Below are 24564 nucleotides of genomic sequence, written 5' to 3'. Positions count from 1 at the left end.
CTATGACGATCTGGAATTTAGGCTCTATCAACGCTGATTTCGTCTATTCTGTGCCGCATATTCCAGCACCGGGTGAGACCCTCGCCTCAACCGATCGACAAGTGTTCTTGGGCGGTAAAGGTACAAACATGTCGGTCGCCGCTGCGCGCGCAGGCACGCATGTCCGCCATATCGGTGCTGTTGGGGCTGACGGGCGTTGGGCTATAGATCGCCTTTTGGAATACGGTGTCGACACCAGAAGCATTGCCGAAGTTGCGCATGAAACTGCCCAAGCGATCATCGCGGTGGATTCGTCCGGAGAGAATTCAATCATCCTATTCCAAGGGGCAAATGTTCAGATTCCTCTCGATGCTCTTCAATCTGCACTCGCGGAAGCGGCGGTCGGTGATTGGTTTGTCTGTCAGAATGAAACCAATCTTCAGGCTGAAGGCGTACGGATGGCACGTGAGCTTGGGCTAAAGGTTGCCTACGCCGCTGCACCCTTCGACGCGGATGCGGTGGAGGCCTTGATTGAATACTTGGACTTTCTCATTCTGAATGAAATTGAGATGGGCCAACTGCGCGCCTCGTTGGGAAAAGAACCAAAAGATCTTGGAATAGACACTGTTATTGTCACCAAAGGCGGTTATGGCGCGGACCTCTATTCGTCTTCAAATGACTGGGAACCAACTTCGTTTGAAGCCATCCCCGTTAGCCCGATTGATACGACTGGCGCAGGCGATACATTCACCGGCTACGTCCTGGCCGGATTAGACAGAGGTCTGCCGCTGGATCAATCCATTCATCTTGCAACAAAGGCTGGCGCTTTAATGGTCACAAGGCAGGGGACCGCAGATGTGATCCCCGACCTAGCGGAAGTTCGGGACTTCAGGCCTTAGCTCGCGAACAGAGCTTGATTTCCCCAAAGCTCACTGACGCGTTCATCCCGTCCACAAGCCTCGCGATAAAACTTGTAGGCATTGGCCTGCGATTTTGGGCCGCGACGCGTCCAAACGGTTGATGTGCCTTTGTAGTAGTCTTGATGGTACGTTTCAGCAGGGTAGAATGTTGCTGCATCAAGTATAGGCGTCACGATTTGCTGACCGAGCTCTTGACCCGCAAGCGCCTTTGCTTGTTCAGCGATTGCCCGCTCATCAGCGTTTTCCACGAAGATGGCTGTTCTATAGCTTTCACCCCGGTCGCAGAACTGCCCGCCTGCATCAGTTGGATCAACAGAGCGGAAGAATGCGTGCAAGAGCTGGCCGTAGGAAACCACATCTGCATCATAGGTGACTTCGACCACTTCATAATGACCCGATCCGCCAGCTGTCACTTGTTTGTAGGTCGGGTTTGCGATGGACCCCCCAGCATATCCGGACACAACCTCAACAACGCCGTTGAGTGACTCAAAGTCAGATTCGACGCACCAGAAACACCCACCTGCAAAAACAGTGGTTTGAATATCTTCTGCCTGCGCGTCCTTTGCGGACATCACTGTGGCGAGTGTAATGCCGGCGGCCAGAAGTGCAGTTTTAGTCGTTTGAATGCTGATAGACATAACACATCTCCTTTGCGAACGTTTCTGGTCAAGTAGCGGCTGAAATTTCAATTCACTGACCCGTGAGCTCACAGGAAGTTTACAGCTTGGAATAGTCACCCTTTGAAGCTAGCGTCCGAAAAAACGGAGGGTGAAATGCGCATTGCGATGTGGTCCGGGCCAAGAAATCTATCGACAGCCATGATGTACAGTTTTGCCAATCGCGAAGATTTTGCCGCGTGGGATGAGCCGTTTTATGCGCCTTACCTCAAAGCAACGGGTCTGGATCATCCGCTTGCGCAAGAAATCATTGCCAGTCACGAGTCCGATCCGATTAGCGTCGCAAACGCCTGTTTAGGGTCTATTCCAGACGAAAAACCGCACTTCTATATGAAGCACATGCCGCATCATATGATCGATGGTTTTCCCCTGGATTGGGCGTCTGAATGCGTGAACATACATCTCATACGCCACCCTGCCCGAGTGATCGCGAGCTATGGCAGAAAGCGAGAGCAAGCAACTCTAAGCGATATCGGTTTCCAACAGCAATTCGATGTGTATGAGAAAGTTGGCGGCCTTATCGTAGACAGCGCGGATATCCGAGCAGATCCAAGATCAAAACTAGAGCAGATCTGTGCTGAAATCGGCCTCGAATTTGATCCCGCGATGCTCTCTTGGGAGGCTGGGCCAAGGCGCTTTGACGGGGTTTGGGCGAAACATTGGTATGACGCAGTTCATAAAAGTACCGGATTCGCCGGTGCCGAGGGCCCACTGCCTGACTGTGAGGATCAAGTCGAATTGCTAGAGCAAGCATTGCCAATCTATGAGAAGCTCGCAAAAATGAAGGTTTAGAGCTTCTTTTCCAGCTGGATTTCCTTACCGGCCCGCTTGCCAGTCTTTTCGTAACCGAGCGACTCATACAATCCAATTGCAGCGTCGTTATCTTCGACGGCTTGGATTTGTACCAATGGACAACCACGCATCTTTGCTCAGTCTTCGGCCAAATGCATAGCTGCTTTGCCGTAGCCTTTGCCCTGATGGTCTTGTCCAATCAACAAACGCCAAACATAGGCTGCGTTAGGATCATCGATTTCGTCGAGATCGTCGTGCTCTGACATGTCGATGAGCGCGATCAAACCGACGCGGCGGTTGCCATCCCAAATACAAAAATCATACGCACCCTTCTCAAAACGAGCTTGCGCAATAGTGATTGGATTTGGCGCTACAAACCGATCCTGTTCATCAGTGACCGTGATCTTTTCCAACGGCAAACGTCTGCGCCTGTGATCGGTATTAGCTTAACGTCCATCTTAACCCTTCAGCCGGCGATCCCTTGCAGCCAGCAGCTTCAAACGCAACGCGTTCAACTGGATGAAGCCCTTCGCATCTGTTTGATCGTAAGCACCAGCGTCATCCTCGAACGTCACATGGGCCTCTGAATAGAGCGAATGATCTGACCAACGTGCGACAGTTGTGGCAGAGCCTTTGTAAAGCTTGATCCGAACGGTGCCGGAGACATGCTCTTGGCTCTTGTCGATCAGTGCTTGCAGCATTTCGCGCTCTGGACTGAACCAGAAACCGTTGTAGATCAGTTCCGCATAGCGCGGCATGATGCTATCTTTCAGGTGGCCTGCGCCGCTATCGAGCGTAATCTGCTCGATCCCACGGTGCGCTTCCAGCAGAACGGTTCCGCCAGGCGTTTCGTAGATGCCCCGCGACTTCATCCCAACAAAGCGGTTTTCGACCAAATCCAAGCGGCCAACGCCATGTTTGCCGCCAAGTTCGTTCAGCTTCGTGAGGATCGTTGCGGGCGACATTACTTCGCCATTGATCGCAACCGCGTCACCTTTTTCGAAAGTGATTTCGATGTACTCTGCTTCATTTGGCGCGTCTTCAGGGTTTACGGTGCGCTGATAGACGTAATCTGGTGCCATCTCCGCCGGATCTTCCAAAACTTTGCCTTCGGAAGAGGTGTGCAGCAGGTTCGCGTCAACGCTGAACGGTGCTTCACCGCGCTTGTCTTTGGCCACAGGAATTTGGTTCTGCTCTGCAAACTCCAACAACTTCGTCCGGCTTGTCAGATCCCAATCCCGCCAAGGCGCGATCACTTTGATGTCTGGATTCAACGCATATGCCGCCAATTCGAACCGCACTTGATCATTGCCTTTTCCGGTCGCGCCATGCGCAACGGCATTCGCGCCTTCAGCTTCGGCAATTTCAACCAAACGTTTGGAAATCAGCGGACGCGCGATTGATGTACCCAGCAAATATAGACCCTCATAAAGGGCATTTGCACGGAACATTGGGAACACGAAATCCTTCACGAACTCTTCGCGTAAGTCTTCGATATAGATCGCTTTCGCGCCCATCATTTCTGCTTTGGCGCGCGCAGGCTCAAGCTCTTCACCCTGCCCTAGATCGGCTGTGAATGTGACAACTTCGCACCCGTATTCGGTTTGTAGCCACTTCAAAATGATCGAGGTATCCAACCCGCCAGAATAGGCAAGCACGACTTTCTTAGGTGCGGACATGTTCTAAGCTTTCAGCGATGATTCCATTTCAGCGCGCGATACCGCGATTTACCTGTCAGAGCAAGCCAGCCACGAACTCTGCGTCGCCATCATTGTAAAGGGTTTTGATCGCCATATCTGGATGCATCCAAATGGCGTCATGGTCTGGTTCTGCAGGATCGCCCAAACGCATCGTTGGGGTGGCGAGATAGATATGGCAGACCTTTTCGGCCCACATGTCGTACTCTGGCATGAAGGTGAACCGGCGGAACGCGCCCAATCGCCTTGGTTTGGCGATACGCCATCCGGTCTCCTCAAAAACCTCGCGATGCAAAGCGGTGATCGGAGACTCGCCCGGATCAATCCCGCCGCCTGGCAGTTGCACCTCAAAATGCGGGTCGCCCTGCCATGTCAGCAAAAGCTGCCCGCGCCGCGGTAAGATAGCGTAGGCGCCGGGGCGCGATTTGTACTTTTGACCCGATTTTGGTGCTGCGCCAAATCGCTTCATCTGCCGTCTCCCCTTGGACCTTGGCTTGTTCCACCTATATAGGCGCGGTATTGCAATTCCGTACAGGTTAGGAAAGCACATGACCACAGGCGCAAAAATAGCCTGGGACGACACAGTATTGCCGTTCCAACTCGACCGATCCGACATCCGTGGACGCGTGGCGCGTTTGGATGGGGTTTTGGAGTCTGTTCTGAAACAGCACGACTACCCGCCTGTGATAGAGGCGTTGGTGGCAGAGATGGCTTTGCTGACCGCTTTGATCGGGCAGACGGTCAAACTGCGCTGGAAACTTTCATTGCAGGTGCGCGGCAGTGGCGCGGCGCGGTTGATCGCGACCGATTACTACGGGCCAACCGAAGAGGGTGAACCGGCGCGGATCAGGGCCTATGCAAGCTATGATGCGGAAACGCTGGAACATTCCGCTGATCCATTCAGCCAGATCGGGCAGGGGTATTTTGCCATTCTGATCGACCAAGGTGAAGGGATGCAGCCGTATCAGGGCATCACACCGATTGCAGGGGGATCGCTTTCCGCCTGTGCAGAGACTTATTTTGCACAATCTGAGCAGATTCCAACGCGGTTTGCTTTGACATATGGCCGCAGCCAGCAGCCGGGCGAAAACGAACATTGGCGGGCAGGCGGAGTGATGTTGCAGCACATGCCAAAGGCGTCGCCCTTGATGGAACAGGGCGAGCCGGATTCCGACGGCCTGTTGACAGCGGCAAGTTTGCTGGACGATGACGAAGGCGAAAACTGGTCCCGCGCGAATATGCTTTTGGATACGGTCGAAGAAATCGAATTGATCGGCCCGACCGTAACGCCGACGGAGTTGTTGCTGCGCTTGTTCCACGAAGAAGATGCGCGGGTCTACGACACGCAGGCGATCCGATTTGGTTGTACCTGCTCTGAAGAGCGAGTCCGGCAAAGTCTTTCAATCTACTCGGCAAAAGACATTTCAACGATGACCACTGACGAAGGCATCGTTGAAGCGGATTGTCAGTTCTGCGGTGCACATTACGCCTTCGATCCGGCAACGCTTGGATTTGAAGCTGAAGCTACAGGCGATGGCAACTGATCTTCATCAAATATTGAGCGATGCGCTGACCCGGCCGGGCGGCGCATCCTCTGATTTTGATCTCAATCCCGATATTGTCTTGCCGGAAGGCCGGACGCTTAAACCCGCAGCTGTGTTGATCGGGGTGAGGGCGGAAACGCAATCGGTGATCCTGACGAAACGCTCGTCTCGGCTAAAACACCACCCCGGTCAGATTGCTTTTCCGGGCGGAAAACAGGACGAAACAGACTCTAACTTGGCCGAAACGGCGCTACGCGAGGCGAAGGAGGAGATTGGACTGCCTAGGGAAAACGCAACCGTCTTAGGGCAAATGGATGCCCATGAAACGGTCACAGGCTTTCAAGTCAGCCCGATATTGGCAGTTATTGAGGGCTCATTTGATATAAAGCCGGAGCAGGGCGAGGTCGAGGAAGTTTTCGAGGTTCCGTTCTCTTTCCTGACTGATCCAAAAAACTTCCGAGTTGAATCACGCCGCTGGCAAGGCCGCCGGAGGCATTTCTACGTCGCGCCCTTTGGCCCCTATTACATTTGGGGCGCAACCGCTCGGATGTTGCGCGGTTTGGCTGAACGGATCTCGTCGTGACACGGATCAACGCGCCTTGGTTAACGTCATCGGCGTCAAAACGCATTTGCGACGCGTTTCAGTCGCGTGGATATGAGATCTTTTTCGTTGGGGGGTGCGTGCGAAATCAGTTGATGGATCGTGAAGTGACCGATCTTGATCTTGCAACAAACGCCGAACCCTCTGAGATGCTGGGCTTAGCGGATGCCGAGGGCATCAAAGTCATCCCAACCGGTATCGACCATGGCACAGTCACCTTCGTTGAGGATGGCGTGCCATATGAGATCACGACATTCCGAAATGACGTCGAAACCGACGGTCGCCGCGCGGTCGTGGCTTTTTCCAACGACTATCGCGAGGACGCCAAGCGCCGTGATTTCACGATGAACGCGCTTTATGCAAAGCCCGACGGCACTGTGTTAGACCCTGTTGATGGGCTGACTGACCTCAAATCTGGCATTGTGCGCTTCATCGGTGACGCAAATCTTCGGATCAAGGAAGACTACCTGCGCATTCTAAGGTTCTTCCGGTTTCATGCGTGGTATGGGGACACCAACGAGGGTATCGAGCCAGAGGGTTTGGCAGCCTGCGCCGAGCATGTGGATCAGTTGCCATCCCTGTCGAAAGAACGAGTCACGACAGAGCTTTTGAAACTCTTGAGTGCACCCGATCCGTCCGTGGCTGTGGCCTCAATGGAAGCAATCGGCGCTCTCATGCATGTGCTGCCGGGATCAAGTGCGACTGCGCTTCCAGTCTTGATCCATTTGGAGGCGGAATATGGCTTGGTGGTTGATCCCATCGCGCGGCTTTGCGCGCTGGGCGGAGAGCCGGAAAACCACATGAGACTTTCCAAAGCCCAAGAGAGAACACTATCCGCTTATCGGGATGTTTATGAAACACCTTATGAGGCGGGCTATCGCCTAAGGGATTTGGCTTTGCACAATCTGATGATTCAGGCCGCGCACTTTGGTGTGAATCTAGACACTAAACAGGTCGAAAATGCTAAAATCGGTATGTCAGTAGAGTTTCCGGTTAAAGCTCTAGATCTTATGCCAACCCTCAGCGGTAAGGCATTAGGGGACAAATTGAAGGAGTTGGAACAACGTTGGATTATTTCCGAGTTCCAACTGACCAAGGATCAATTGCTTGATTAACTTCGCGCTGACAGGCTTCGTCTTCTTCGGACTGTTTTCACCAGGCCCAAACGTCATTCTCGTCACAGCATCAGGTGCGCGGTTCGGTTGGAACAGAACGATCCCGCACATCTTGGGGATCGTGGTTGGCGTTGGAGTTATTGCGGGCCTCACGGGTCTTGGCATTGGTCAAGTTCTTTCATCGAACCCAAACCTATTCGTGGTGCTTCAGGTGATCGCCTGTTGCTGGATTCTCTGGATGGCATACCAACTCTGGCGCTCGTCGCCGAAAGAAGTAGATAGCCGTGACCGCCCATTCACATTCGTTGAAGCGCTTTTGTTCCAATGGGTCAATCCAAAGATTTGGGCCGTTGCCCTAACGGCGACCGCCTTTCTCGCTGACCAACCCCCCGTAAGCCAAGCCATCACACTCGGTCTAACATTCTCAATACTGAACCTTTTTGTCTGCTCATTCTGGACGGGATTTGGATCGCTCCTATCTCGACTATTAGTGGATGAAACCTCTTGGCGGATTTTCATGCGGATCATGGCGGTAGGGTTGGTGATCTTTTCTGCTTTGATCTTTGCGTGAGCGTTCACGACAATTCGCGTTGACACCGAGAGGTTGAAAACGTGTGATCAAGCCGAAACCGTAGCAAAAGGCAAGGGATCGATGTGAACGTCGCAAAACTTATCAATCCCTATGCTCCCGCTGATGGCCCCCCTCCGGCGACCCTGTTCAAATTCTTGGTTTGGTCATTCTCGGGGGGCTTCAAATACGTCGCACTTGGGTCCGTCATTTCCATCTTGGCAGGTGTTGTCGACGTTTCGACGGCATTAATTCTTGGGCTAGTTATTGATGCCGCTTTGACGTCGGATAGCGCGTCGTTCTTTTCAGAGAATACGACTCTATTACTGGCTATTTCACTCTTTTTTCTTATCCTTAGACCTGTTGTCATGGGCCTGTCCGGCATCATGCAATCTGTCGTAATTGGTCCATCACTCGCCAATTTGATCCTTTCGCGATTGCATCGGCATACGCTTGGTCAATCTGTCTCCTTCTTTGACGACGATTTTGCTGGTCGCATCGCGCAGAAACAGCTTCAAGCCTCGCGCGCGGCCACAAATCTGGTGGTTGAGATGATCCATACGGTCATGTTCGCCCTCGCGTCGTTGATCGGTTCCATAATCCTTATGCTGACAATCGACCTGCGCACCGCATTGCTGATGACGGTTTGGCTGATCGGTTACTTCTTCTTGATCCGCTTCTTCATGCCAAAGATCCGCGCGGCCTCGAAAGAAAGGGCAAGCAAGCGCGCGATGGTGACGGGGCAGGTTGTTGATACCGTCACAAACATCAAAACGGTAAAGCTCTTTGCGCACAAAGACCGTGAAGACCGCGCCGCTATCGACGCCATGTCTGAACTTTGGGACGCATCTGTTAATTTCGGTTGGACGTCTGCGAGCTTCCGGTTCTTTCTGACGACCCTCGCTGGGATCATTCCAATCCTGATGGTGGGCGCTACGCTTTATTCCTGGACGATTGGAGACTCGACCGCCGGAGCAATTGCAACCAGCGGCGCCATCGGCCTTCGGCTGTCACAGATGACGGGTTGGGTCAGCTTTACGCTGATGACCATGTACGCGGATGTTGGCGAAGTCGAAGATGCTATTCGAACGTTGTCACCTGCGCATACGCTAAAGGATTTGCCTGGTGCAACTGAGCTTGAGGTCACCAAAGGCCAGATCGTTTTTGATCACACCTCGTTCTCTTACGGCAAGGCAGTGGGCGGCATTCACGACGTGAACCTTACGATCAATGCGGGCGAACGTTTGGGCATCGTTGGTGCATCTGGCGCGGGCAAATCTACTTTGGTCGCGCTTCTTTTGCGCCTCTACGACACTGAAGAGGGTACCATAAGCATTGATGGGTCTGACATCAGCAAAGTCACGCAAGAAAGCCTGCGTCAGAATATCGGTATGGTCACGCAAGAAACGGCGATGTTTAACCGATCCGCCCGCGACAACATCCTATACGGCGACCCGACAGCGAGCGAAGATGATATGCGCAATGCCGCGAAGAGGGCTGAGGCGAATGAGTTCATCGAGGGGCTTGAGGATCACAGTGGGCGAACAGGCTACGACGCATATCTTGGTGAGCGTGGGGTAAAGCTGTCAGGTGGCCAACGGCAACGGATCGCCATCGCGCGAGCCATGCTGAAAGACGCACCAATCCTGGTGCTTGATGAAGCCACCAGCGCGTTGGATTCGGAAGTGGAAGCTTCCATTCAGGCAGCGTTAGAGTCTGTCATGGATGGAAAAACGGTGATCGCAATTGCCCACCGGCTTTCTACCTTGGCGCAGATGGACCGTATCATCGTTCTGGATGAGGGCCGGATTGTGGAGAAGGGGAACCATGCGACCCTTATCGCTCAAAATGGGCTTTACACCCGCTATTGGAACCGACAATCGGGCGGCTTCATCAACGTGCAACGCGCAGCGGAATAGATGCCTGAAGTCATCGAAACATTAACCCATCACGGCTTGGGCAGAACGCCCTCTGGCGATCTGGTCCCGAATGTATTGCCAGGCGAGACGATTGAAGTCGCAGACGGCGGCAAGGTTCGGGTTCTAGAGCCCTCGACCGATCGCGTCAATCCGCCATGCCGACATTCCAAATCATGTGGTGGGTGTTCGGTCATGCACGCCTCTGATGAATTCGTGGCAAAATGGAAGACAGGCATCGTCGAAAGTGCTTTGTCCGCACGCGGGTTAGAGACTGAGATCCTCCCGATCTACACATCACCAGCGGAAAGCCGCCGCCGCGCAAAATTCTCGGGTCGTCGGACGAAGAAAGGCGCGATCGTGGGCTTTCACGGGGCGTCATCGGCTGTATTGGTGGAAACGCCGGATTGCAAATTGGTCGTGTCAGAGCTTCTCGAGGTGAAGGAAGGGCTTTTGGAGCTTGTCCCCTTGGGCGCGTCCCGAAAGTCAGAGGTTCAGTTCACCGTGAACCAAAGCGAAGCTGGGCCGGATGTGTGGGTACAAGCCGACAAACCTGTCGACAACGCACTTCGCGTTCAATTGGCGAATATCGCCCAAAAGCACCAGTTTGCGCGACTGTCTTGGAACGATGAAACCATTGTCACCTTGAAACCGCCGTTCGTGACGATGGGTCCGGCAAAAGTCGTTCCTCCGTTTGGTGCGTTTCTTCAGGCGACGACAGATGCTGAGAACGTCATGGTCGCAGCTGTGAAAAACTGTCTCGGTGACGCAAAACGCGTCGCAGATCTGTTTTCTGGCTGTGGTACCTTTTCCTTCCCTCTGGCTGAAACGGCAGAAGTTCATGCCGTCGAAGGAGAAGCCGATTTGATCGCTTCTTTGGATACAGCGTGGCGTCAGACGGCCGGCCTCAAGAAAGTTTCCACCGAGGTGCGCGATCTGTTCCGCAGGCCGTTGGAGCCAGACGAGCTTAACAAGTTTGAGGCGGTTGTTCTGGACCCGCCTCGCGCAGGTGCGGAGGCTCAGATACAGTGTCTAACAAAGGCACATATCTCTGAAATCGCGATGGTGTCTTGCAATCCAATTACCTTCGCACGCGACGCGGAAACTCTCATAGATTCTGGCTACCAGATGAACTGGGTTCGGCCCATCGACCAATTTAGATGGTCGGCCCATGTGGAGCTTGTTGGCCGATTTACGCGAGTCTGAAACGAAAGTGATGACGCCAGGGTATCTTTTGCTGTAAACTGTTAAAAAAAGAGGCAGGGCAATGATCACAAGACGGATGTTCTTGGCGAGCAGCGCGACCTTTGCGGTGAGCGCGTGTAGCAGCAAGTTCAAGACTTATACAGGTCCTGTAGTGACGCGCGTTCAGGTGTTTAAAGGCCAGCGGGCGATGCAGCTTTTGCACCACAACACTCAGCTTGCGGCTTACAAGTTTGAACTCGGTTTCGCGCCGGAAGGGCATAAGGCGTTTTACGGTGACGGGCGCACGCCTGAAGGCGCATATCGGATCAATCGGCAAAATCCGAATAGCCGTTATCACTTGTCCCTTGGAATCTCATACCCCAACGCAGACGACATTGCGTATGCTAGGTCGCTCGGTCGCGAGCCTGGGGGCGACATATTCATCCACGGAACCCCTCGACTCTTTGCAGGTCAAACCGACTGGACCTATGGATGCATCGCCGTTTCTGACGACGAGATGGAAGATATCTACGCAATGGTAAGAGTCGGTACACCAATCTTCATTTATGCCTAGACTGGCGTCGTGATCTGCGCTGTCGATTGTATCGGCTGAATTTCCGCAGGATCGCTTCCAACGGTCAAGGTCCACCAAAGCTTCCCAGCTTCTTCTTGAAACCAAGAAAACCCAATTCGCCTCGCGTTAGGGTCTAAAACAACCGCTCTTGTATCGTTTTGGTTCATCCAAGCGGCCAGCGTTTCAAGCTCTGTCTCATAGCTTTCGGAGATATTTTCGCCCAGCACACGGCCTTCAAATCCAACACGTCTCGCGCGGTCAAGCGGCGATGAACCGTCGGACCCAAAGAGCCATGGCCTGTTCTGGATCGACATATCGCGTGCGTGCGTCGCAGCGGCCGCGTTCAGCTTTGCATCCAATTCAACCGGAGGTACGCCCGCCGCCTGTCGCAAGGCGTTGATACTGTCGAGCATTCTGAATTGGATATCGCCGGGTTCTTGCGCGCTGATATTGTAGACTTGCGGAAGAGGGAGGCCATCCGGACCAATGCGGCCCGCGGTCGACGCACATGCCGCTAAGCTGAAACCAGCCAATCCTGCCAAGACCACTCTTCTTTTCATCGCAATCGCACCCGCGTCGTTTTGATTTCTCTAACTGCAATGCATAAGTAGTTCAAACCCACAGCGGCAACAGATCGCCAATCTGACGAAACTTTGAATTGATGCGAATGTCCGGGAGCTCTAAACCGCTGAAAACTGATACTGAGCCTTCGGAGGTTCCCAGATGGCCGAATTTTTGAAGTCTTCCTTGTCCCGCCGCGCATTTGTAGCCGGCTCAGCAGCTGTACTTGGAACTGCTGCCACTGGGCAGACGGAAAACAGCACCGAAGTTGAAGCCGAGATCAGTGGTGCGGTAGAACGGAATATCTCCAGCTTCCGGTCGCTCGATTGGCAACCGTATTTCGACAACCTCAATAACGGTGCGGTTCTGGTCGATATTCAGAGTAGGGCGTTGCACTATTGGTCAGAGGATGAGTCGATCTACAAACTCTATCCGACTTCCGTACCATTGACTGAAGACCTGACCCGATTGGGTCGGACCGAAATCATCCGCAAGGTCGAAGGCCCATCTTGGCGTCCGACACCGTCGATGCGGGAACGCAATCCTGAGTGGCCAGAGTTCATTGGACCCGGACCTGACAATCCGATGGGCACGCACGCTCTTTATCTGACGTGGCAGTACTACCGTATTCACGGAACACACGACACGCGGAAGATCGGACGCCGGTCGTCAAATGGCTGCATCGGCCTTTATAACGAACATATTGCCGAGCTTTACAACATGACGAAGGTTGGCACTCAGGTCTTGTTGATCTGAGGCGCTATTGATCAATCCAGCCGAGTAGATTGCGATCAATGACACCGGCGAGCGCTTGAATATGCGCGTCGTCGTCATTGAGGCATGGAATATAGGTGAAATGTTCACCACCCGCTTCTTCAAAGCTTTCCTTGATCTCTTCGTTGATCTCTTCCAGCGTCTCAATACAGTCGGCAGAAAAGGCGGGCGCGCAAACGGCGATGTTTTTGACGCCGTCTTCTTCCGCCAATCGAGCCACCTCATTCACAGTATAGGGCTTTAGCCACTCTTCGGGGCCAAAGCGCGATTGGAAGGTCGTCATAATATCCGTGTCGCTCCAGCCTAGCCGCTCCTTCAACAGGCGCGTCGTCTTTTGGCACTGGCAATGGTATGGATCACCCTCACGCAGGTACCGCTCTGGCACACCATGATAGGAGCAAACCAGCTTTTCGGGTTTGGTTTCAGCATTGGCGTAGGCAGTTTCGATCGATTTGGCTAAAGCGTCGATATAGGCCGGTTCTTCAAAATAAGGCTCAACCACGCGGGCAATTGGCTGCCATTTTTCTTCCATTAAGGCACGGAAGAATTGGTCATTCGCAGTCGCCGATGTTGCGCCCGCGTAGTGTGGGTACAGCGGGAAGAACAGGATCTTGGTACACCCCGCCTCAACCATTTCGCGTACCTTGGATTTCGTTGATGGATTCCCGTAACGCATACAAAAATCGACGCGTACTTGATCGCCATGACGCTGCTGCATCACGTCTTTGATGGCTGCCGTCTGAGCTTTGGTGATGGTCAAAAGCGGGCTTTCGTCCGCTTCATTGTTCCAGATGGACCGGTAGGCAGCACCAGAGGAAAACGGGCGTTTTGACAGGATGATCAGCTGCAAAAGTGGCTGCCAAAGCCACGCCGAATAGTCGACCACGCGTTTGTCAGACAAAAACTCATTCAGATACCGGCGCATCGACCAATAGTCGGTCGCATCAGGTGTACCCAGATTGGCGATCAAGATGCCAACTTTTGCCGGTTTTACCTTTGGATGGTCCGCAGGTGCGTGGACCGGGCAGGTTCCCGTGGCGTCGGAGTTTTGGGAGTCAAACATCGTCATCCTAGCGGTTCAATTCATTTGAGGTGTGATTTAGTCGGAACAACTGCCAGATCAATCTTAGAACGGTTTTAATTTGGTTTCCACGGCCCCAAGCGCGTCAGCCAGTCGGTTTTTTGCACTTCCGGGCCTGAGCGGTTGTTGTTGGCCCGCATCCGGCGCCCAACCTGTGAGAGTGATAATCTCGAACGTTGCTGTGACGCGGCCGTTTTCGGTGCCAAAGGTTTCGGCGTAGATTTGGGTGGCGCGAAGGAATATCGCGCGTTTGCTGAAGTGCTTAGCCCGCTGGGTGATGCAATTGCCTTCGCCCATCTGCCGCAGCTCTTTCATCAGATCGAACGGGCTCGCGTAGCTCACATTAAACGGTGTTCCGTCTGCAACCGGCAAGGCCAGCCCAGCGCGTTGGAGCAGAGCGCCAAGATCGCGAATTTCGGCCATTGGAGCGATGCGGGCAGAGAGGCCACCGGTGATTTCCGCTTCGGCTTGGGCGAGACATGATCGGAGTTCGTTGAGCGTTTGGCCTCCGAAAAGTGTTCCGATAAACAACCCATCCGGCTTGAGTGCGCGACGGCTTTGCACGATCTGACCAACCGGATCATTCGACCAATGCAGGCAAAGATCATGGATCACGAGGTCAAAGGCAGTCTCTTCGAGCTGCAGGATTTCGTCGTCAGCTACAAATGTCGCCGCTTCTTGAAAACTGTCCCACAAATTAGGGCGAGGCGTCACGACGGCGACCGAATTAAACGATCTGTTAACCTCGTTGAGTCTTTCCTGAACATCGTCAATCGCTGCCTCGCGCAGAAAATCCACCGGTGCGCATTTGGCGCGCGCTCGGTTTTTTGCGAGGGCGTTGGGGTCAAACAAGTCAGGACGGTTTGTTGTCATGACGCTGCTTTAGAGAATGCCAATGCTGATGCAAAGCCTGATTCAAGCGATCTATCCGCCGCAGTGCATTGCCTGCGCCGCGCCGACTGACATGGAACACGGACTTTGCGGGGAGTGCTGGCCTCAGACAAAGTTCATCACGGGGACGATCTGCGACAAATGTGGTGTCCCGCTTCCTGGCGATGCTGGAGGTGTGGTTTTCCATTGTGATGACTGCATGAGGATTGCCCGGCCATGGGACAGAGGGCGGGCTGCGCTGGCATATGCCGATGTTGGGCGGAAACTGGTTCTGGGGCTAAAGCATGGAGATCGATTGGACTATCTCCCCACCATGTCGCGGTGGATGGCGGCGTCCGGCAAAGACCTCTTTCAAGGCAACCCATTGTTGGTGCCCGTCCCGCTACATCGTTGGCGGTTATTTCGTCGGAAATACAATCAGGCTGCAGAACTCACGAAATCTATGGGGCGAATAACGGGGCATGAAGTATGCTTAGACGCGTTGGTAAGAGCGCAGCAAACGCCCAAGTTGGATGGCAAATCAAGGGAAGAGCGGTTTCAAATCTTACAAGATGTGATCAAGCCAAACTCTGAACGGAGCAAACAAATCCAAAGCAGATCAATCGTTTTGATCGACGATGTTATGACGTCTGGCGCCACGCTCGCGGCCTGCACGGGAGCTTGCAAAAAGGCCGGTGCCGAAACTGTGTCCGTGCTGGTACTGGCCCGCGTCGCCAAAGACACCTAAATAGGGCGGGACATCAGCCTAAGGAAAGACCATGGCCCGCGTTGAGATTTATACAAAGATGACCTGCGGCTTCTGCCACGCCGCAAAACGCTTGCTGAAAGCAAAAGGCGTTTCTTTTGAAGAGACCGACATTCTGCTCAAACCAAAGAAGCGCCCAGAGATGATTCAGCGTGCGAATGGTCGCAGCACTGTTCCGCAGATTTTCATCGACGGTAAGCATGTCGGTGGGTTTGATGATCTCGCCGCCGCGGAAAGCAACGGCAAATTGGACAAAATGCTCGCCTCATGAAAATTGCGCTGCTGCAGCTGACCTCTGGCGATCAGCCAGCTGAGAACTTGCCGAGCACTCTTGAATTGGTGCGCAAGGCGGCGGGGCAGGGTGCATCCCTCATTCTCACGCCCGAAGTGACGAATTGTGTGACGCTTGACCGCGCGCACCAACAATCCGTGCTGCAGCATCAGGATGATGACATCACGCTAAAGGCTTTGCGTGATGAAGCTAAGGCGCTGGGCGTATGGATTTCGATTGGGTCGCTTGCCCTAAAAACGCATGATCCCGAAGGTCGGTTTGCAAATCGCTCCTTTATGATTGATCCGATGGGCGAAGTAGTCGCGACTTACGACAAGATCCACATGTTCGATGTTGCGGTGAATGAAACAGAGACCTACCGAGAATCCGACGGCTATCGGCCGGGTGGCACGGCCGTCACGGTAGATATGCCCGTAATCAAAGTAGGCATGACAATCTGCTATGACGTCCGGTTTCCGCATCTATATCGAAAGCTCGCCCATTCTGGCGCTGGGCTAATGCTTGTGCCAGCTGCGTTTTCACCTGTCACGGGTGCTGCGCATTGGGAAACTTTGCTACGTGCGCGGGCGATTGAAACGGGGTCCTTTGTGTTTGCGGCGGCCCAAACCGGCAACCATCCGACATCCACAGGACGCCACCGCACCACACATGGCCACAGCCTAGCCGTGGACCCATGGGGCAGGGTGATCTGTGACGCTGGAACGCAGACAGGTGTATCAATTGTTGAAATTGATCCTTCAGAGGTATCTAAGGTGCGTAGCCAAATTCCGGCTTTGACCCATGATCGACCTTTTGAAGACCCTGAATGAGCGACGCGAAACAGAATCTAGCCATCACTCTCTTTAGCGAGCTGCTGACCCTCGATCAGTTGGCGCGGATGAGCATTGCGCGCGTTTTGCCGAAAGGAATGGAGCTGTCTCATTTCTCCGTTCTGAACCATCTCGCCCACGCGAATGGAGAGAAATCGCCAGGCCAGCTTGCGCGCAGCTTTCATCTGACGCGCGGTGCGATGACAAATACGCTGTCCAAACTAGAATGGGCGGGCTGGGTGCATGTCAGGCCAGATTGGGATGACGCCCGCAAGAAATTGGTGTCTATCAGCCCTGCTGGCATCGCCGCGCGCGACGCCGCGATAGCTGCGATTGCTCCGATCATCTCTGACGCTGTCGACAGCGTTGGAGAGGAAAAGGTCCGCGCAACGCTCCCTGTTTTGCGTGACCTTCGAATCAAGCTGAACGAGGACTAGGCGGGCTTTGTTGCCGCGGTGACATAGTTCACTGACAAATCCCGATCAGAGATCGACCAAGTGAACCGGGCGAAGTTAAATACGTAGCCTTTGCGATCCACCGGCTCCATCCCCGCTTTGGTCATCAGATCAAAAAGCTCATCAGGTGTTATGAACTTGGACCATTCATGCGTACCTTTCGGCAACCAACGCATGACCCACTCCGCACCGACAATCGCCATCGCAAAGGATTTTGGGTTGCGATTGATTGTCGAACACAGGTGAAGCCCGCCGGGTCGCAGAAGCTGTTGGCAGGCTGTTAGATACCCCTGTGGATCGGCAACATGTTCAACGACTTCCATATTCAGAACCACGTCAAACTGCTCACCCGCTGAGGCCATCGCTTCCGCCGTCGTGTGGCGGTAGTCGATCTCTAAACCCGATTGTTCGGCGTGGATGCGTGCAACAGGAATATTCCGCTCTGCTGCATCGGCGCCAACAACCGTAGCCCCCAACCGCGCCATCGGTTCGCACAAAAGGCCGCCGCCACAACCGATGTCGAGAATGCGCAGACCTTTAAAGGGAAGTGGATCATCAAGATCGCGATCAAACTCTGCCGCGACTTGTGTTGTGATGTATTCCAGCCGAACAGGGTTCATCATGTGAAGGGGCTTGAACTTGCCCTCTAAGTCCCACCATTCCGCTGCCATCGCCTCAAACTTAGCGATTTCAGATGGGTCGACTGTATTGGTTGCTTCTGCTTGCATCTTGGGCCTTTGCATGGTCGGCTAAACGTGGCTTCTTCCGGTACAACGCTATATAGGACAAACATGGACAAGGTCTTGAGCCAAAAGAGCGCAATCTCCTATTTGTACCCGCCGGTGGAACCGTTTGACCAGCGGATGTTGGACGTTGGGGACGGTCACCGTGTCTATGTAGAGCAGTGTGGCAATCCTGATGGCATTCCAGTGGTTGTTCTGCACGGTGGACCGGGGGGTGGGTGTAGCCCCGCGATGCGCCGGTATTTCGATCCAGAGGTGTTTCGGGTTGTTCTCTTTGACCAACGTGGCTGCGGACGGTCGCGCCCTCATGCAAGCGTCGAAAACAACACAACTTGGCATTTGGTGCGCGACATAGAATTGATCCGAGAAACGCTTGGGATCGCCCGTTGGATTGTCTTTGGAGGAAGCTGGGGCGCCACATTGTCCTTGATCTATGCGCAGGAACATCCAGATCGCGCGGCTGCATTGGCATTGCGTGGTGTTTTTCTGATGCGTCAGGAAGAGCTGGATTGGTTCTATGGTGGCGGTGCAGGACGCTTTTGGCCGGATTTGTGGAAGCAGTTCACGGTTGGTATCCCAAAAGACGAACACAATGATTTTATTGCAGCCTACCACAGGCGCTTGTTCTCCGGCGATTTGACGACCGAAACGCGATACGCACGCGCTTGGTCGTCATGGGAAAATGCTTTAGCCTCTATCGACAGCGACGGGGTTACGGGCGAAAGCCCGGCCGACTACGCCCGCGCCTTCGCTCGGCTTGAGAACCACTATTTCGTAAACAGCGGTTTCTTGGACGAAAGCCAACAAGTATTGGCTAGAATGGACCGCATTGCGCACATACCCGGCGTTATTGTTCAGGGTAGGTTTGATATGATCTGCCCGCCTCAATCTGCCTATGATCTCGCTCAAAAATGGCCAGAAGCCAGACTGACGATGGTGGGCCGCGCTGGGCATGCTTTATCGGAACGGGGAATTAGTGCTGAACTTGTCCGATCCATGGATACCTTCGCGACGCGCGCAAAAATCTTGAAACTTTGAGGGTTTACAGGTTTCACTCCCTTGCTAAGGTGTCAGAACCTTAGGGGGGGGTAACAAGTCCATTGCAGAATGTTCTCAAGATTATCTTGCAGCGCTTAGCGCTTGGTCTCCTCACCCTTCTCGTCGTTTCCATCGTGATCTTTATTGCCGTGAACCTCCTTCCCGGGGATTTCGCTGAATTGATCCTTGGGCAGGCGGCGACACCGGAATCGGTTGCTTCGATCCGGCGTGACCTTGGCTTGGATCAATCCATGGTCACGCGCTATTTCTCATGGCTTGGTGGCATGGTCACTGGTGATCTTGGGACAAGCTTTGCGCAGCTTAACTTCCAAACAAACCTTGGCGGCACCGGCGGTAAGACTGTTGCGGAGCAAATTGCGCCACGGTTCGCGAATACGATGTTCCTTGCGTCGGTCACCGCGATGATCGCTGTTCCGTTGGCCGTCACTCTCGGTATCTTAGCGGCGCTTTATAGAAACACCGTGTTTGACCGAGTCGCGAACATCGCAACCTTAAGCTCGATCAGTTCGCCTGAATTCTTCATGGCCTACATCCTGATCCTGTTCCTTGCGGTTCTAAACCCAATCTTCCCATCGCTGTCCAACATCTACGAAGGGATGACCTTCGGCGAAAAGCTCGAAAAAACAATGTTGCCAGCACTGACGCTCACTTTGGTCGTGACTGCGCATATGATGCGGATGACACGCGCAGCGATCATCAGTTTGCTGGCGAGCCCCTATATCGAAATGGCGCGACTAAAAGGTATCTCGCCGATGCGTGTTATTGTGAAGCACGCTTTGCCTAACGCTTTGGCGCCGATCATTAACGTTATTGCGTTGAACCTTGCCTACCTGATCACTGGCGTTGTCGTTGTGGAGGTGGTGTTCGTTTACCCGGGCATCGGGCAACTCTTCGTCGACTCGGTGAAAATCCGTGACATCCCTGTTGTGCAAGCCTGCTGTCTGATCTTTGCAGCGGCCTACATCCTACTGAACTTGATGGCCGACATTTTATCGATCCTGTCCAACCCACGACTGAGGCATCCTAAATGAGTACTTTGCTTTGGTTGGTTACCGTTCTTGGCGGTATTGCGGTTGCTGGCTGGGTCTTCCGGTTTGCTGGTCAAACAGTAACAGGAAACGCGCCAAGGTTTCGTGACATGCCGTATGGCGTCGCGTTCGGCTACGTTCTTGGCGTTTCCATCCTTGCATGGGCGATCTGGTATTACTTCCAGCCCGTAACGACAGAACAAGGGCTGCCAAACGCAGGTGTGATGTTCTTTAGATGGGGTGTTCAAGGCCTCATCATCGCAATGATCGCGGCCTATGTCTTTAGATTTCTTGGCCGCCTCATCGGCACAGCAAATTCGAAGAAACTGTTCCGTGCGATGCCGCTTACCGCAGCATTCGGGATTTTGACGATCATCATCTACGCGATTTTCGCGATTTTTGCGGACGCGATCGCCCCGTATGGTCAGGAACAGATTTTCGAACAGGCTAACGTGCTTCCGGGCGGTGATCCTGCGCTGGGCGGCGACCCTGCACATCCACTGGGTACTGACCAGATCGGTCGAGATATTCTGAGCCGTTTGATCTACGGCGCCCAAAACACCGTCGGTATCGCCTTTGCAACGACATGTCTGGCCTTTGCACTTGGTGCGACCTTCGGCTTGTTGGCCGCCGTTCTTGGCGGTTGGTTGGATCAACTCCTGTCGCGCGCGGTTGACGTGTTGATGGCGATCCCATCTTTGATTTTCGCGCTCTTGCTGATGACAATTGCATCCGTCTGGGCGAGCGAATGGGGTATACCGCTCACGATCTTTATGGTCGTCATTATCGCTGTGATCGACAGTACGAGGGTGTTCCGATTAGCACGAGCGGTCGGCGTGAATATCGTCGTCATGGACTATATCGAAGCAGCAAAGCTGCGCGGTGAAGGCATGGGGCACCTTATCTTCCGTGAAATCCTTCCAAACGCAACCGCACCGCTGCTAGCGGAATTCGGTCTGCGCTTCTGCTTTGTGTTCCTGACGATTGCGGCACTGTCCTTCCTTGGCGTGGGTATTCAGCCGCCGTTGGCTGACTGGGGAACAATGGTTCGCGACCTCGCACCATTCATCAACTTCGCAGCCTTCGCGCCACTGGCGGCGGTAACACCTCTCCTTGCAGCTGGCGCGATTGCGCTTCTGACCGTTGCGGTGAACTTCGTGGTCGACTGGATGCTGCATAGATCATCGGGGCTGAAAGAATGAGTGATCCTCTCGTCAAAATTCGCGGCCTCAAGTTGGAAGGCCGTTCAGATGAAATGTGGATGCCTATCATTAATGGTGTCGACCTCACCCTCAATCGCGGTGAAGTGCTTGGGCTGATTGGTGAATCTGGTGCCGGTAAATCCACCCTCGGTCTTGCGGCCATGGGATATACCCGCGATGGCGTGCGCATTTCTGAAGGGTCCGTCGAATTTGATGGGATCGACCTTCTGACGGCATCTGCGGCTGTAAAGCGCGGTTTGCTCGGGAAGCGGATCGCCTATGTCGCGCAGTCCGCGGCGGCGAGCTTTAATCCAGCCCATAAGATCATCGATCAACACACAGAGGCACCGACTCAGCACGGTGTCATGGGGCGAAACGAAAGTGTGGATGACGGCATCACGCTCTACAACAAGCTGCGTTTGCCGAACCCCGAAACCATCGGTTTCCGCTATCCGCATCAGGTTTCCGGCGGGCAGCTACAACGTGCGATGACGGCGATGGCCATGTCTTGCCGGCCTGATCTGATCATCTTTGACGAACCGACGACTGCGCTTGATGTGACGACGCAGATTGAAGTGCTCGCATCGATCAGAGAGATCGTCGAGGAGTACGACACGGCGGCAATCTACATCACCCACGACCTCGCGGTTGTGGCGCAAATGGCTGACAATATCAAAGTTCTGCTGAAAGGCGATGAGGTTGAAACCGCCGACACGCGCACGATGCTGTCGAAGCCGCAAGAGGAATATACGAAATCGCTTTGGGCTGTTCGTAGTTTTGAACGCCCAGCAAAACCCGCGATCAACACAGGTGCAACGCCTGTTGTCAGCATCCAAAACGTCGATGCCGCATACGGCACAGTGAAGGTTTTGGAAGATGTGAGTTTTGACATCCACGAAGGTCGAACGGTTGCGGTCGTTGGCGAGTCAGGCTCTGGTAAATCCACAACAGCACGTTGCATCACTGGCCTTTTGCCTCCGACGAAGGGTCAGATCCTGTTCGATGGACAGGTTTTGCCAGCGAGCTACAAAGCTCGTGACAAATTCCAACTGCGTCAGGCGCAGATGATTTATCAGATGGCAGACACGGCGCTGAACCCGCGAATGTCGATCGGCAAGATCATCGAGCGGCCCGTACAGTTCTACATGGGTCTCTCTGGCAAAGCGCTTCGTCAGCGCGTGGACGAATTGTTGGAACAGATTGAGTTGGAGCCGGATAAGTACTTCAACCGCCTTCCGTCTGAACTATCAGGTGGTCAGAAGCAGCGTATCGGTATTGCACGGGCGTTGGCTGCGGAACCTAAATTCATCATCTGCGATGAAGTTACTTCGGCTCTGGACCAATTGGTTGCGGAAGGCATCCTGCGACTCCTTGCCGACTTACAAGACAAGCTGTCGTTGTCTTATATGTTCATCACGCATGATCTGGCGACCGTGCGTGCGATCTCAGATGAGGTCGTCGTGATGAAAGATGGCCGTGTGATTGAACAAAGCGCAAAAGCTGAAATGTTCCAGCCGCCGCACCACGCTTATACGGACCTATTGCTGTCATCCGTACCCGAAATGGACCCGGATTGGCTCACAAATCTACTCAATGAGCGCGGAGTTGATAACATCGGCGACGCTGCAGTTGATAAGATGTAAATCGAATCACTTCGGTGATTGAGAAAATAAGCGGGCCTGAATGGGTCCATTTGTTAAAACAAGGGAGAACTCAATATGAACGGAATTAGCAGACGTGGCCTGCTCAAGACAGGCACCGCGGCAGGTGTCTTGAGCTTGACGGGTATGCCTTTGCGGGCACAGACGCGCGGCGGCAAGCTGACGGCAGGGCTGTCAGGTGCAAACACATCAGACAGTTGGGACAGCCGGACGCACTCCGACTTGTTTATGATTGCTTCAGCTCAAGGCGCGGTATTCGACTCCCTTACAGAAGTCGCAGCTGACGGTAGCCTCGTGGGCGAGCTTGCAGAAAGCTGGGAGTCTTCGGACGCGCAAACTTGGGTGTTTAACCTGCGCCAAGGCGTAAAATTCCATAACGGTAAGGCATTCGGCGCTGACGACGTGATAGAGTCGCTGAGCATGCACCTTGGAGAAGACTCCAAATCTGCGGCAAAGCCTATTGTTGAAAACATCGTTGAGATGAACAAACTGGGTGAACATCAGTTGGAATTGGTTCTTTCTGCTCCGAATGCTGACTTCCCATACCTTTTGTCTGACTATCACATCCTGATGTATCCAGCCGGTCAGATCGAAGAAGCGATCGCGCAGGGCATAGGTACGGGCCTCTACCAGGTTCAGTCGTTCGATCCAGGCGTACGCATGGTCGCAACACGTGTCGACGATCACTACAAAGGCGATTCTGTTGGGCTGTTTGACGAGATCGAATATATCGCCATCAACGACAACACAGCGCGTATGAATGCGATGATGACGGGTCAAGTGGATGCCATCAACCGGATCGACTTCAAGACAGAGGCGCTTCTGCGGGCAAACCCAGCGCTGCGCATTCAGGAAGTCACCGGCAACCAGCAGTATACCTTCCCGATGCTGACCGACACAGCGCCATACAATGACGTAAATGTCCGTCGCGCGATCAAATACGGCGTAAACCGTCAGGAACTGGTCGACAAGATCCTTCTAGGGCACGGCGCGGTTGGAAACGACACGCCAATCGGTCCTGCGAACCAATACTACAACACCGAGATGGAACAGCTGGAATATGATCCAGACAAGTCAAAGTTCTATCTTGAGCAAGCAGGCCTAAGCAGCATCGACCTTGATCTGTCTGCGTCTAACGCAGCTTTCGAAGGTGCGGTTGACGCAGCTCAGTTGATGCAAGCCTCGATGAGCGCAGGCGGGATCAATATCAATGTGATCCAAGAACCGGCTGACGGTTACTGGTCCAATGTTTGGCTGAAGAAGTCTTTCTGTGCGTGTTACTGGTCTGGCCGCGCGACGGAGGATTGGATGTTCTCAACAGCCTATGAAGCTGGTGTTCCATGGAACGACAGCCAGTGGGATGAGAAGGACAGCGCCCGCTTCCAAGAACTTCTGGTCATGGCACGCGCAGAGCTCGACAGTGACAAGCGCCGCGCGCAATACTTCGAAATGCAGCAGATCTTGCGTGATGATGGTGGCGTTCTGGTGCCAATGTTTGCGAACTACGTACAAGCGGTGAACAACCGGATTTCGTCGCCTGAAACTGTCGGTAACCTTTGGCAGATGGATAACGGCCGAATGGCTGAGCGTTGGTCTGTGGCGTAAGCCGGATTGATTTGAAACAATGGACGCCCCGCCAATTGGCGGGGCGTCCTCATTTTTGAATGCCTCCAGCGGGAGTTTGCGGGCCAAGAT

Annotated in this window: 27 protein-coding genes; 19 read left to right on the top strand and 8 right to left on the bottom strand. The window is 53.7% G+C overall.

What is annotated here, in order from left to right; genetic code table 11:
• Positions 1 to 2 precede the first annotated feature (2 nt).
• The gene (locus tag BUA85_RS10940) at positions 3 to 878 is read left to right on the top strand and encodes a ribokinase (protein ID WP_072901063.1); all 876 of its coding nucleotides are present in this window, start codon (positions 3 to 5) and stop codon (positions 876 to 878) included.
• On the opposite strand, the gene msrA is transcribed toward BUA85_RS10940, so the two are convergent.
• The gene (gene msrA, locus BUA85_RS10935; RefSeq protein WP_072901061.1) at positions 875 to 1537 is read right to left on the bottom strand and encodes a peptide-methionine (S)-S-oxide reductase MsrA; all 663 of its coding nucleotides are present in this window, start codon (positions 1535 to 1537) and stop codon (positions 875 to 877) included. The genes BUA85_RS10940 and msrA overlap by 4 nt on opposite strands.
• A gap of 135 nt (positions 1538 to 1672) precedes the next feature.
• Between msrA and BUA85_RS10930 the strand changes: the two genes are divergently transcribed.
• The gene (locus tag BUA85_RS10930; RefSeq protein ID WP_072901058.1) at positions 1673 to 2368 is read left to right on the top strand and encodes a sulfotransferase-like domain-containing protein; all 696 of its coding nucleotides are present in this window, start codon (positions 1673 to 1675) and stop codon (positions 2366 to 2368) included.
• Between the two features lie 137 nt (positions 2369 to 2505).
• Here BUA85_RS10930 and BUA85_RS10925 read toward each other — a convergent pair whose 3' ends face one another.
• The 3 genes from BUA85_RS10925 to BUA85_RS10915 are packed head-to-tail and all read right to left on the bottom strand — an operon-like array spanning position 2506 to position 4534.
• Positions 2506 to 2787 (bottom strand): GNAT family N-acetyltransferase, encoded by a 282-nt coding sequence (locus BUA85_RS10925; RefSeq protein WP_083526256.1) that lies wholly within the window; start codon positions 2785 to 2787, stop codon positions 2506 to 2508.
• 39 nt (positions 2788 to 2826) lie between these two features.
• Complete coding sequence (locus tag BUA85_RS10920; protein ID WP_072901055.1) at positions 2827 to 4047, bottom strand: argininosuccinate synthase; 1221 nt, start codon at positions 4045 to 4047, stop codon at positions 2827 to 2829.
• 55 nt (positions 4048 to 4102) lie between these two features.
• Positions 4103 to 4534: an NUDIX hydrolase gene (locus tag BUA85_RS10915; protein ID WP_072901053.1), complete on the bottom strand. Its 432-nt coding sequence runs from the start codon at positions 4532 to 4534 to the stop codon at positions 4103 to 4105.
• A 79-nt stretch (positions 4535 to 4613) separates the two neighbouring features.
• Here BUA85_RS10915 and hslO point away from each other — a divergent pair, with 79 nt between their 5' ends.
• From hslO to BUA85_RS10880, 7 genes are all read left to right on the top strand, one after another.
• Entirely contained in the window at positions 4614 to 5609 is a 996-nt protein-coding gene (hslO, locus tag BUA85_RS10910) for an Hsp33 family molecular chaperone HslO (RefSeq protein ID WP_072901051.1), read from the top strand.
• The gene (locus tag BUA85_RS10905; protein WP_072901049.1) at positions 5599 to 6192 is read left to right on the top strand and encodes a CoA pyrophosphatase; all 594 of its coding nucleotides are present in this window, start codon (positions 5599 to 5601) and stop codon (positions 6190 to 6192) included. Before hslO ends, BUA85_RS10905 begins: the two co-directional genes overlap by 11 nt.
• A complete protein-coding gene (locus tag BUA85_RS10900; RefSeq protein ID WP_072901047.1) occupies positions 6189 to 7325 on the top strand; it encodes a CCA tRNA nucleotidyltransferase in 1137 nt (378 codons plus the stop codon). The genes BUA85_RS10905 and BUA85_RS10900 overlap by 4 nt, the downstream gene beginning before the upstream one ends.
• On the top strand, positions 7318 to 7896 hold the full coding sequence (locus tag BUA85_RS10895) for a LysE family translocator (RefSeq protein ID WP_072901045.1): 579 nt from the start codon (positions 7318 to 7320) through the stop codon (positions 7894 to 7896). Before BUA85_RS10900 ends, BUA85_RS10895 begins: the two co-directional genes overlap by 8 nt.
• Positions 7897 to 7979: 83 nt before the next feature.
• A complete protein-coding gene (locus BUA85_RS10890; protein ID WP_072901043.1) occupies positions 7980 to 9812 on the top strand; it encodes an ABC transporter ATP-binding protein in 1833 nt (610 codons plus the stop codon).
• On the top strand, positions 9813 to 11015 hold the full coding sequence (locus BUA85_RS10885; protein ID WP_072901041.1) for a class I SAM-dependent RNA methyltransferase: 1203 nt from the start codon (positions 9813 to 9815) through the stop codon (positions 11013 to 11015).
• A gap of 61 nt (positions 11016 to 11076) precedes the next feature.
• Positions 11077 to 11568, top strand: coding sequence for a L,D-transpeptidase family protein (locus tag BUA85_RS10880; protein ID WP_072901039.1), 492 nt, complete (start codon positions 11077 to 11079; stop codon positions 11566 to 11568).
• Here the strand turns inward: BUA85_RS10880 and dalA are convergent.
• The gene (gene dalA, locus BUA85_RS10875) at positions 11565 to 12128 is read right to left on the bottom strand and encodes a divisome-associated lipoprotein DalA (protein WP_072901037.1); all 564 of its coding nucleotides are present in this window, start codon (positions 12126 to 12128) and stop codon (positions 11565 to 11567) included. The genes BUA85_RS10880 and dalA overlap by 4 nt on opposite strands.
• 163 nt (positions 12129 to 12291) lie before the next feature.
• Here dalA and BUA85_RS10870 point away from each other — a divergent pair, with 163 nt between their 5' ends.
• A complete protein-coding gene (locus BUA85_RS10870; RefSeq protein WP_072901035.1) occupies positions 12292 to 12885 on the top strand; it encodes a L,D-transpeptidase in 594 nt (197 codons plus the stop codon).
• 4 nt (positions 12886 to 12889) lie between these two features.
• Here the strand turns inward: BUA85_RS10870 and hemH are convergent, their stop codons facing one another.
• Positions 12890 to 13972, bottom strand: coding sequence for a ferrochelatase (gene hemH, locus BUA85_RS10865; RefSeq protein ID WP_072901033.1), 1083 nt, complete (start codon positions 13970 to 13972; stop codon positions 12890 to 12892).
• A 57-nt stretch (positions 13973 to 14029) separates the two neighbouring features.
• Entirely contained in the window at positions 14030 to 14857 is an 828-nt protein-coding gene (locus BUA85_RS10860) for a methyltransferase domain-containing protein (protein WP_072901032.1), read from the bottom strand.
• Between the two features lie 22 nt (positions 14858 to 14879).
• Between BUA85_RS10860 and BUA85_RS10855 the strand changes: the two genes are divergently transcribed.
• From BUA85_RS10855 to BUA85_RS10840, 4 genes are read left to right on the top strand one after another with little or no spacing between them, the layout of a single operon-like run.
• Positions 14880 to 15602: a ComF family protein gene (locus BUA85_RS10855; RefSeq protein ID WP_072901476.1), complete on the top strand. Its 723-nt coding sequence runs from the start codon at positions 14880 to 14882 to the stop codon at positions 15600 to 15602.
• Between the two features lie 31 nt (positions 15603 to 15633).
• A complete protein-coding gene (grxC, locus tag BUA85_RS10850; RefSeq protein ID WP_072901030.1) occupies positions 15634 to 15891 on the top strand; it encodes a glutaredoxin 3 in 258 nt (85 codons plus the stop codon).
• Positions 15888 to 16721, top strand: a complete 834-nt coding sequence (locus tag BUA85_RS10845) for a carbon-nitrogen hydrolase family protein (protein WP_072901028.1) — start codon at positions 15888 to 15890, stop codon at positions 16719 to 16721. Before grxC ends, BUA85_RS10845 begins: the two co-directional genes overlap by 4 nt.
• Positions 16718 to 17158, top strand: coding sequence for a MarR family winged helix-turn-helix transcriptional regulator (locus BUA85_RS10840; protein ID WP_072901026.1), 441 nt, complete (start codon positions 16718 to 16720; stop codon positions 17156 to 17158). The genes BUA85_RS10845 and BUA85_RS10840 overlap by 4 nt, the downstream gene beginning before the upstream one ends.
• Here the strand turns inward: BUA85_RS10840 and ubiG are convergent.
• The gene (gene ubiG / locus BUA85_RS10835) at positions 17155 to 17904 is read right to left on the bottom strand and encodes a bifunctional 2-polyprenyl-6-hydroxyphenol methylase/3-demethylubiquinol 3-O-methyltransferase UbiG (protein WP_072901024.1); all 750 of its coding nucleotides are present in this window, start codon (positions 17902 to 17904) and stop codon (positions 17155 to 17157) included. The genes BUA85_RS10840 and ubiG overlap by 4 nt on opposite strands.
• A 63-nt stretch (positions 17905 to 17967) precedes the next feature.
• Here ubiG and pip point away from each other — a divergent pair, with 63 nt between their 5' ends.
• The 5 genes from pip to BUA85_RS10810 all read left to right on the top strand — a co-directional run bounded on the left by pip (position 17968) and on the right by BUA85_RS10810 (position 24474).
• Complete coding sequence (pip, locus tag BUA85_RS10830; protein WP_072901022.1) at positions 17968 to 18957, top strand: prolyl aminopeptidase; 990 nt, start codon at positions 17968 to 17970, stop codon at positions 18955 to 18957.
• 62 nt (positions 18958 to 19019) lie between these two features.
• Positions 19020 to 20009, top strand: coding sequence for an ABC transporter permease (locus BUA85_RS10825; RefSeq protein WP_072901020.1), 990 nt, complete (start codon positions 19020 to 19022; stop codon positions 20007 to 20009).
• Positions 20006 to 21208 carry an ABC transporter permease gene (locus BUA85_RS10820; protein ID WP_110559086.1) on the top strand — a complete coding sequence of 401 codons (1203 nt, stop codon included), beginning with the start codon at positions 20006 to 20008 and terminating at the stop codon, positions 21206 to 21208. Before BUA85_RS10825 ends, BUA85_RS10820 begins: the two co-directional genes overlap by 4 nt.
• Positions 21205 to 22851, top strand: a complete 1647-nt coding sequence (locus tag BUA85_RS10815; protein ID WP_072901019.1) for an ABC transporter ATP-binding protein — start codon at positions 21205 to 21207, stop codon at positions 22849 to 22851. Before BUA85_RS10820 ends, BUA85_RS10815 begins: the two co-directional genes overlap by 4 nt.
• A gap of 75 nt (positions 22852 to 22926) precedes the next feature.
• Entirely contained in the window at positions 22927 to 24474 is a 1548-nt protein-coding gene (locus tag BUA85_RS10810) for an ABC transporter substrate-binding protein (protein ID WP_072901017.1), read from the top strand.
• Positions 24475 to 24564 lie beyond the last annotated feature (90 nt).

Origin of the sequence: Cognatiyoonia sediminum (assembly GCF_900129845.1) — a bacterium.
Classification (GTDB): Bacteria; Pseudomonadota; Alphaproteobacteria; order Rhodobacterales; family Rhodobacteraceae; genus Cognatiyoonia; species Cognatiyoonia sediminum.
The sequence above is the reverse complement of the archived record's forward strand: the minus strand, read 5'-3'. Positions and strand labels throughout refer to the sequence as shown.